The organism is Burkholderiales bacterium (assembly GCA_013695435.1).
Classification (GTDB): Bacteria; Pseudomonadota; Gammaproteobacteria; order Burkholderiales; family JACMKV01; genus JACMKV01.
Genome location: JACDAM010000133.1, coordinates 1 through 6,196, shown reverse-complemented (window position 1 = coordinate 6,196; position 6,196 = coordinate 1). Strand labels below are relative to the sequence as shown.

Annotated in this window: 7 protein-coding genes; 5 read left to right on the top strand and 2 right to left on the bottom strand. The window is 60.3% G+C overall.

Features of this window, described 5'->3' with window-relative positions:
* The coding region (locus H0V78_06855) for a hypothetical protein (GenBank protein ID MBA2351498.1) at positions 1-664 on the top strand (664 nt) is incomplete at its 5' end.
* A gap of 127 nt (positions 665-791) precedes the next feature.
* Positions 792-1,451, top strand: coding sequence for a PRC-barrel domain-containing protein (locus tag H0V78_06850; GenBank protein ID MBA2351497.1), 660 nt, complete (start codon positions 792-794; stop codon positions 1,449-1,451).
* A gap of 9 nt (positions 1,452-1,460) precedes the next feature.
* Here H0V78_06850 and miaA read toward each other — a convergent pair whose 3' ends face one another.
* Entirely contained in the window at positions 1,461-2,495 is a 1,035-nt protein-coding gene (miaA, locus tag H0V78_06845; protein MBA2351496.1) for a tRNA (adenosine(37)-N6)-dimethylallyltransferase MiaA, read from the bottom strand.
* 138 nt (positions 2,496-2,633) lie between these two features.
* On the opposite strand from miaA, the gene H0V78_06840 reads away from it, so the two are divergent.
* The 3 genes from H0V78_06840 to H0V78_06830 are packed head-to-tail and all read left to right on the top strand — an operon-like array spanning position 2,634 to position 5,492.
* Complete coding sequence (locus H0V78_06840; GenBank protein ID MBA2351495.1) at positions 2,634-3,755, top strand: Re/Si-specific NAD(P)(+) transhydrogenase subunit alpha; 1,122 nt, start codon at positions 2,634-2,636, stop codon at positions 3,753-3,755.
* Between the two features lie 13 nt (positions 3,756-3,768).
* Positions 3,769-4,095 carry an NAD(P) transhydrogenase subunit alpha gene (locus H0V78_06835; protein ID MBA2351494.1) on the top strand — a complete coding sequence of 109 codons (327 nt, stop codon included), beginning with the start codon at positions 3,769-3,771 and terminating at the stop codon, positions 4,093-4,095.
* Positions 4,095-5,492, top strand: a complete 1,398-nt coding sequence (locus H0V78_06830) for an NAD(P)(+) transhydrogenase (Re/Si-specific) subunit beta (GenBank protein MBA2351493.1) — start codon at positions 4,095-4,097, stop codon at positions 5,490-5,492. Before H0V78_06835 ends, H0V78_06830 begins: the two co-directional genes overlap by 1 nt.
* Positions 5,493-5,560: 68 nt before the next feature.
* Here the strand turns inward: H0V78_06830 and H0V78_06825 are convergent, their stop codons facing one another.
* Complete coding sequence (locus tag H0V78_06825) at positions 5,561-5,785, bottom strand: hypothetical protein (protein MBA2351492.1); 225 nt, start codon at positions 5,783-5,785, stop codon at positions 5,561-5,563.
* Positions 5,786-6,196 lie beyond the last annotated feature (411 nt).

Sequence of the window (6,196 nt, the reverse complement as noted above, 5' to 3'; positions counted from 1 at the left end):
ATCGACGCTGATAATTCTGTATCTGCTCGGAACCGCGGTCGGATCGGTGTTGGGCGGCGCGTTCAACCTGGTCGGCGGTGTAGCTTCGACTGCCGCGCAAGGCGTCGTTGCGGCCGCACCGGAAGTCGCGGATGCGGCGCAGAACAAGCTTGCCGAATCCGGCATTTCGCTGGACGACATCAAGCGCGAAGCACGCCAGTTGCTGAGCCAGACCGGTAAGCCCGAGCTGCAGCCGGAAGCGATCGAACAAAATGCCCGGGCGGCGGCGGGCCGTGCCGGGAGTGCGGCACAAGATGCGGCGCAAAAGCCGATGGCAGCCGACCAAGAACTCGATGGATTGCTTGCAAAACTGATGCGCCAGGGCAAATCTGTAGCCTCCGCGGCCGACCGTGAAGCCGTCGTCAATGTGCTGGTTGCGCGCGGCATGTCGCAGGAGGAGGCGGCAAAAACCGTCGACAACTGGCAACAAACCTACCAGCAAGCGCAAGCGAAGATGCAGGACGTCAAGAGCGACGTCAAGCAGGACGCGCGCGCAGTCGCCGACCAGACCGCCGATGCCGTTTCCAAAGGCGCGCTTTGGGGTTTCTTCGCGTTGCTGCTCGGTGCAATCGCAGCTGCGATCGGCGGCGCGATGGGCAGGCCGCGCACCGTTATCGTCGCCTGAGTTCAGGCGATGGAAAAGCGGCAGACGATCGCTTGCGCTCGTTTGATGCTTTTTTTGGCATCGATGGGTGCCCCCGGCATGGGTTTGCGGTACGCTCACATATCCTGAATCGAAAGGGAGACAGACCATGAATCACCGGAAGCATATTGCCCTTGCAAGTCTGCTGCTGGCCGCGTGGATGCTGCCTTGCGTTCCGGCTATCGCTGCGGACTGCAAGGAAAAGTTGGCCGATGTCGACAAGCTGAGCACCGAGGTCGCAACGCCCGAGGCGCAGCAACTTCAACTCAAGCAATTGCGCGAGGCGGCCGGCTTGCTGATGCACAACGGCCGCAATGACATGTGCGAACAGCTCGCCGACAACATGAAAAACATGCTCCAGGAGCAGCGCGACGCGAACCGCAGCGCGCAAGAAAAAGTGCAGAAAATCGAACGCGTCGAGGGCGCAAAGCAGGTTTCCGAAATCGCCGGCGTTGTCCGCGCGAGCACGCTGATCGGCTCACCCGTGCGTAACACCAAAGCCGAAGAACTGGGCACGATCGAAAACATCGCGATCGATGCCAACACCGGCGCCGTCGCCTATGCGGTCATGTCGCACGGCGGCTTTCTCGGGCTCGGCGAAAAGCTGATCCCGGTGCCGTGGAGCCAGCTGCGCCGCACCTCCGACGGCGAAGTTTTCGTGCTCGACATCGACAAAAAAGTGCTGGATAAAATCACCGGCTTCGATAAGGATAACTGGCCTTCGAAAGCCGCCGCCGACCGCTTCTGGCAGCCTGCGCCCAAACAATAGTTGTCGCGCTTAAATGCGCGTTACCAGAAAATCCATAAGCTGGCGCTCGAGATCGGGCGCCAGACAATCGAAACAGCGGTCGAAGGGCGTACTGCGCAGCCACGTCAACTGCCGCTTGGCGAGCTGCCGGGTCGCCGCGATACCTTTTTCACGCAAGGTTGCGTAATCGTATTCGCCATTCAAATATTGCCATCCCTGGCGATACCCGACGCAGCGCATCGAAGGCATCTCGGGATTCAGCGGATAGCGGGCGCGCAATCCGCGCAGCTCATCGATCAGTCCAAGCGACAACATGGAATCGAAGCGCCCGGCGATGCGTCTGTGGAGTTCGCTGCGATCGTCAGGCGCCAGCGCGACCGCGATCTCGCGGCAAGGTGGATCGATGTCAGCACAATCGCCGGCGTTGTAATCGGGCCTGGCTTCACGCTGCCACGCCGCAGCCAGCGGTTTTCCGGTCAGATGCACAATTTCCAGTGCGCGCTGAATACGCTGCGCATCGTTTCGATCGATGCGCGCAGCCGAAACCGGATCGACTCCAGCGAGTCGAGCGTGCAGCGCGGGCCAGCCGTGCGCCGCAGCCTGGTGCTCAATCTGCTCGCGCAGCAGCGTGTCGGCTGACGGCAGATCGGCCAGACCCAGCCGCAGCGCCTTGAAGTACAGCATGGTGCCGCCGGCCAGTAACGGAATGTTGCCGCGCGCGCGAATGCCGGCGATCAAGCGCCGCGCATCGGTGCAGAATTGCGCTGCCGAATAGCGTTCGTCCGGCGCGATGATGTCGATCAGGTGATGCGGCACATCGGCCAGCGTTTGCGCATCCGGCTTCGCCGTGCCGATATCCATGCCGCGGTAGACCATTGCCGAATCGACGCTGATGATTTCGACCGGGAAGCGTTTTGCGAGCACCAGCGCGACAGCTGTTTTGCCGCTCGCCGTCGGCCCCATCAGCATCAGCACGGGCGGTTTTGCGCGACGGTTCTGCGAGCGGTTTTCCTGTGCTGGCACTGACGAAGTCCGATTCACTTCGGCGCTAGCAGCCGGCGCCATGACCGAGGCAGAAGCATGATCCCGTCATAGAGGTCCGCACAGCGCCGAGCCGTCGACAGCCCAAGCCGGCCAACCTCGTTTATAATGCGGTTCCGCACCAATAACAATCCAGCAGCACTTCTTCCAGTCGGGCATATCATGCAAATAGGCATTCCAGCAGAGACGAAGGCCGGTGAGTATCGTGTTGCCGCCACGCCCGAGACGATCAAAAAGCTCGTGGCCGCAAAACATCGGGTTGTCGTTCAGGCTGGCGCCGGGGTTGCGGCGAGCTTAAACGATGCTGATTATACCGGCGCCGGCGCGAGCATCGCCGCGAATGCCGGCGATCTGTATCGCGCAGCCGATATCGTGCTGAAAGTACGCGCGCCCGAGGATGCCGAGCTAACCATGCTGCGGCCCAATCAGATTCTGATCGGCCTCCTCGCGCCGCACCAGAGCGAGCGTATCGGCGCCTTGGCGCGGCAGGGCGTTACCGCGTTCGCACTCGAATGGCTGCCGCGCATTTCGCGCGCGCAAAGCATGGACGTGCTGTCGTCGCAGGCGAACATCGCCGGTTACAAAGCGGTGATGATCGCCGCCGACAAATATCAGCGTTTTTTTCCGATGTTGATGACCGCGGCCGGCACGGTGAAGGCGGCGCGCGTGCTGGTTCTCGGCGCCGGTGTCGCCGGCCTGCAGGCGATCGCGACCGCGAAACGCCTGGGAGCAATGATCGAGGCATTCGACGTGCGGCCCGACGTCAAGGAACAGGTCGAAAGCCTTGGTGCGAAATTCGTCGAAGTGCCAATGAACGCTGAGGAAAAAGCGGCTGCCGAAACCAGCGGCGGCTACGCGCGCGAAATGTCGGACGATTACAAGCGACGCCAATCCGAACTCGTGCATCAACGCGCAGCACAGGCCGATATCGTGATCACGACCGCGCTGATTCCCGGCAAACCGGCGCCGGTATTGATTCCGGAAGCAACTGTCGCGGCGATGAAACCGGGCTCGGTAATCGTCGACATGGCCGTCGAGCAGGGCGGCAATTGCCCCTTGTCCGAATATGACAAAACGGTTATCAGGCATGGGGTGACCATTGTCGGTCACGCCAATCTGCCGGCGCTGGTGGCGGCAGATGCGAGCGGCCTGTACGCGCGCAACGTGTTGACCTTCCTGAATCTGCTGCTCGACGCCGAAAGCGGCCAGGTAAACATCAATCGCGGAGACGAAATCATCGCCGGGTCGCTGGTCTGCATCGGCGGCGAAGTGGTCACGAAATAGGACAGGAGAAAATATGACAAACGCAATCGATCCGCTGATCATCAATCTAACGGTATTCGTGCTGGCGGTCTTCGTCGGCTATCACGTGATCTGGAACGTCACGCCGGCGCTGCACACGCCTTTGATGTCGGTTACCAACGCGATCTCAAGCATCATTTTGGTCGGCGCCATGCTCGCCGCCGGATCATCGGCGGGCCTGGATCTCGCAGCTATCCTTGGATTTCTCGGCGTGGCGCTGGCTTCGGTCAACGTTTTCGGCGGGTTTCTGGTGACGCACCGGATGCTGGGAATGTTTCGGAAAAAAGAGCCAAAAGGCGGCAAGGCGCTAGAGAAAAAATGATGACTCCCAATCAGGTTGCGCTCGCTTATCTTGTCGCCTCGGTGCTGTTCATCTTTGCGCTGAAAGGGCTGTCGTCGCCGGAATCGGCGCGGCGCGGCAACCTGTTCGGCATCATTGGCATGGTGCTCGCCGTGGTGACGACGTTCGCGATCACGCGCAACTGGATCGTTATCGTACTCGGCCTCGCCGTCGGCGGCGCGATCGGTGCGGTGGTTGCGCGACGCGTGGAAATGACGCAGATGCCCGAGCTGGTGGCCGCTTTCCATTCGCTGGTCGGCATGTCGGCCGTGCTGATCGCGATTGCGATCGTCAACAATCCGTCTGCGTTCGGCATTCCCGACCCGATGCCGCGCGGCAACAAGCTCGAACTTTTCATAGGCACCTTCATCGGCGCCATCACTTTTTCGGGCAGCATTATCGCGTTCGGCAAACTGGCTGGGCTCGGCAAGAGGTCGCGGCTTTTTTCCAGCGCACCGGTCGTGTTTCCGGCGCAGCATTGGGTCAACCTGCTGCTCGCGATTGTCATGATCGTGTTCGGCGTGCTGTTTTTCCTGGCTGGTCCGGATGCGCAGTGGGCGCCGTTTTTGATCATGACCGCCATTGCGTTCGCGCTCGGCGTGCTGATCATCATTCCAATCGGCGGCGCTGATATGCCGGTCGTGATTTCAATGCTGAATTCCTATTCGGGCTGGGCGGCGGCCGGCATCGGTTTCTCGCTCAACAATACGATGCTGATCATCGCCGGTTCGCTGGTCGGATCTAGCGGTGCGATCCTGTCGTACATCATGTGCCGGGCGATGAACCGCTCGTTCATCAGCGTCATCCTCGGCGGCTTCGGCGCTGCCGAAGGCGCTGCGGTTACGGGGGGCGGTCAGAAAAACGTGAAATCCGGAAGCGCCGAAGACGTCGCTTTTCTGCTATCGAATGCCGAATCGGTGATCATCGTTCCGGGTTACGGCTTGGCGGTCGCGCGCGCCCAGCACGCGGTCAAGGAGATGGTCGAAAAGTTGAGCGAGAAAGGCGTCAAAGTGCGCTATGCGATCCATCCGGTCGCAGGCCGCATGCCGGGCCATATGAACGTGTTGCTAGCCGAGGCCGATGTGCCGTACGACCAGGTGCTGGAAATGGACGAAATAAACAACGAATTCAGCACGACCGATGTCGCTTTTGTGCTTGGCGCCAACGACGTCGTCAATCCGGCCGCGAAAACGCCGGGCAGCGCGATTTTCGGCATGCCGATTCTGGAAGCGCACAAGGCGCGCACCATACTGGTCAACAAACGCTCGATGGCGACCGGTTATGCCGGGCTCGACAACGATTTATTCTATATGGATAAAACGATGATGGTGTTCGGCGACGCCAAGAAGATCGTCGAGGAAATCGTCAAAGCGATCTAGGGCTAGCCCGATCAGGCTGCGGGTCGGCCGGCTTGATTGGCCCGTCCGCCCGCGTCCTTTGCGTCACTTCAAAACTGGGGTATCTGAACCTCCATTTCTTTGCCCTTGTTGACGAACTGGGCAGGGAAATATTCGAACTCTTGCTGACTCGCCACGCGCTGGGCCGGCTCCATCGTATTCTTCGCCATCGCGGCGTCCAGCGACGTGACACTGCCAACGCGGCTGGTTGCCAGGCCCAATGCAAAAGCGATGCTGACCGCGCCGATAATCAACTGCGTGTTGTTCTTCAACATGTCTAGTCTCCGTTTCAAGTTTAGAAGCGCCCTCGCTAAGCCGGCGTAACGGACATTGTTGCAAGCGATATGCTAAACGATTGTTCAGACAGCCTTGTATCATCGCGCCCCCGGGGGGCTGTGGCTAAGCCGCGGAATCGAAGAGGAAACCCAAAAACATTTCAGTCGAGAAATGTTTGTCGAATGCGAGTGGTAAAGCTCAAGCGATGAGCAGCAATGGCGAAGTCTCGCCAACCTGACCGAACCCGGTCGCCGTAACGGGACGCGTGCGGCCGAAACGAATCGGCGCGGTGCGAATGAATCCGGATTAAGACGGTGACAATATTTTCGTAACGCCGCGGCAGAGATCAGCGACGCGCCGATCGACCGATGATACGTGCTTCGCTCAGCGTCGCTTTGCCAGCGCCGCGC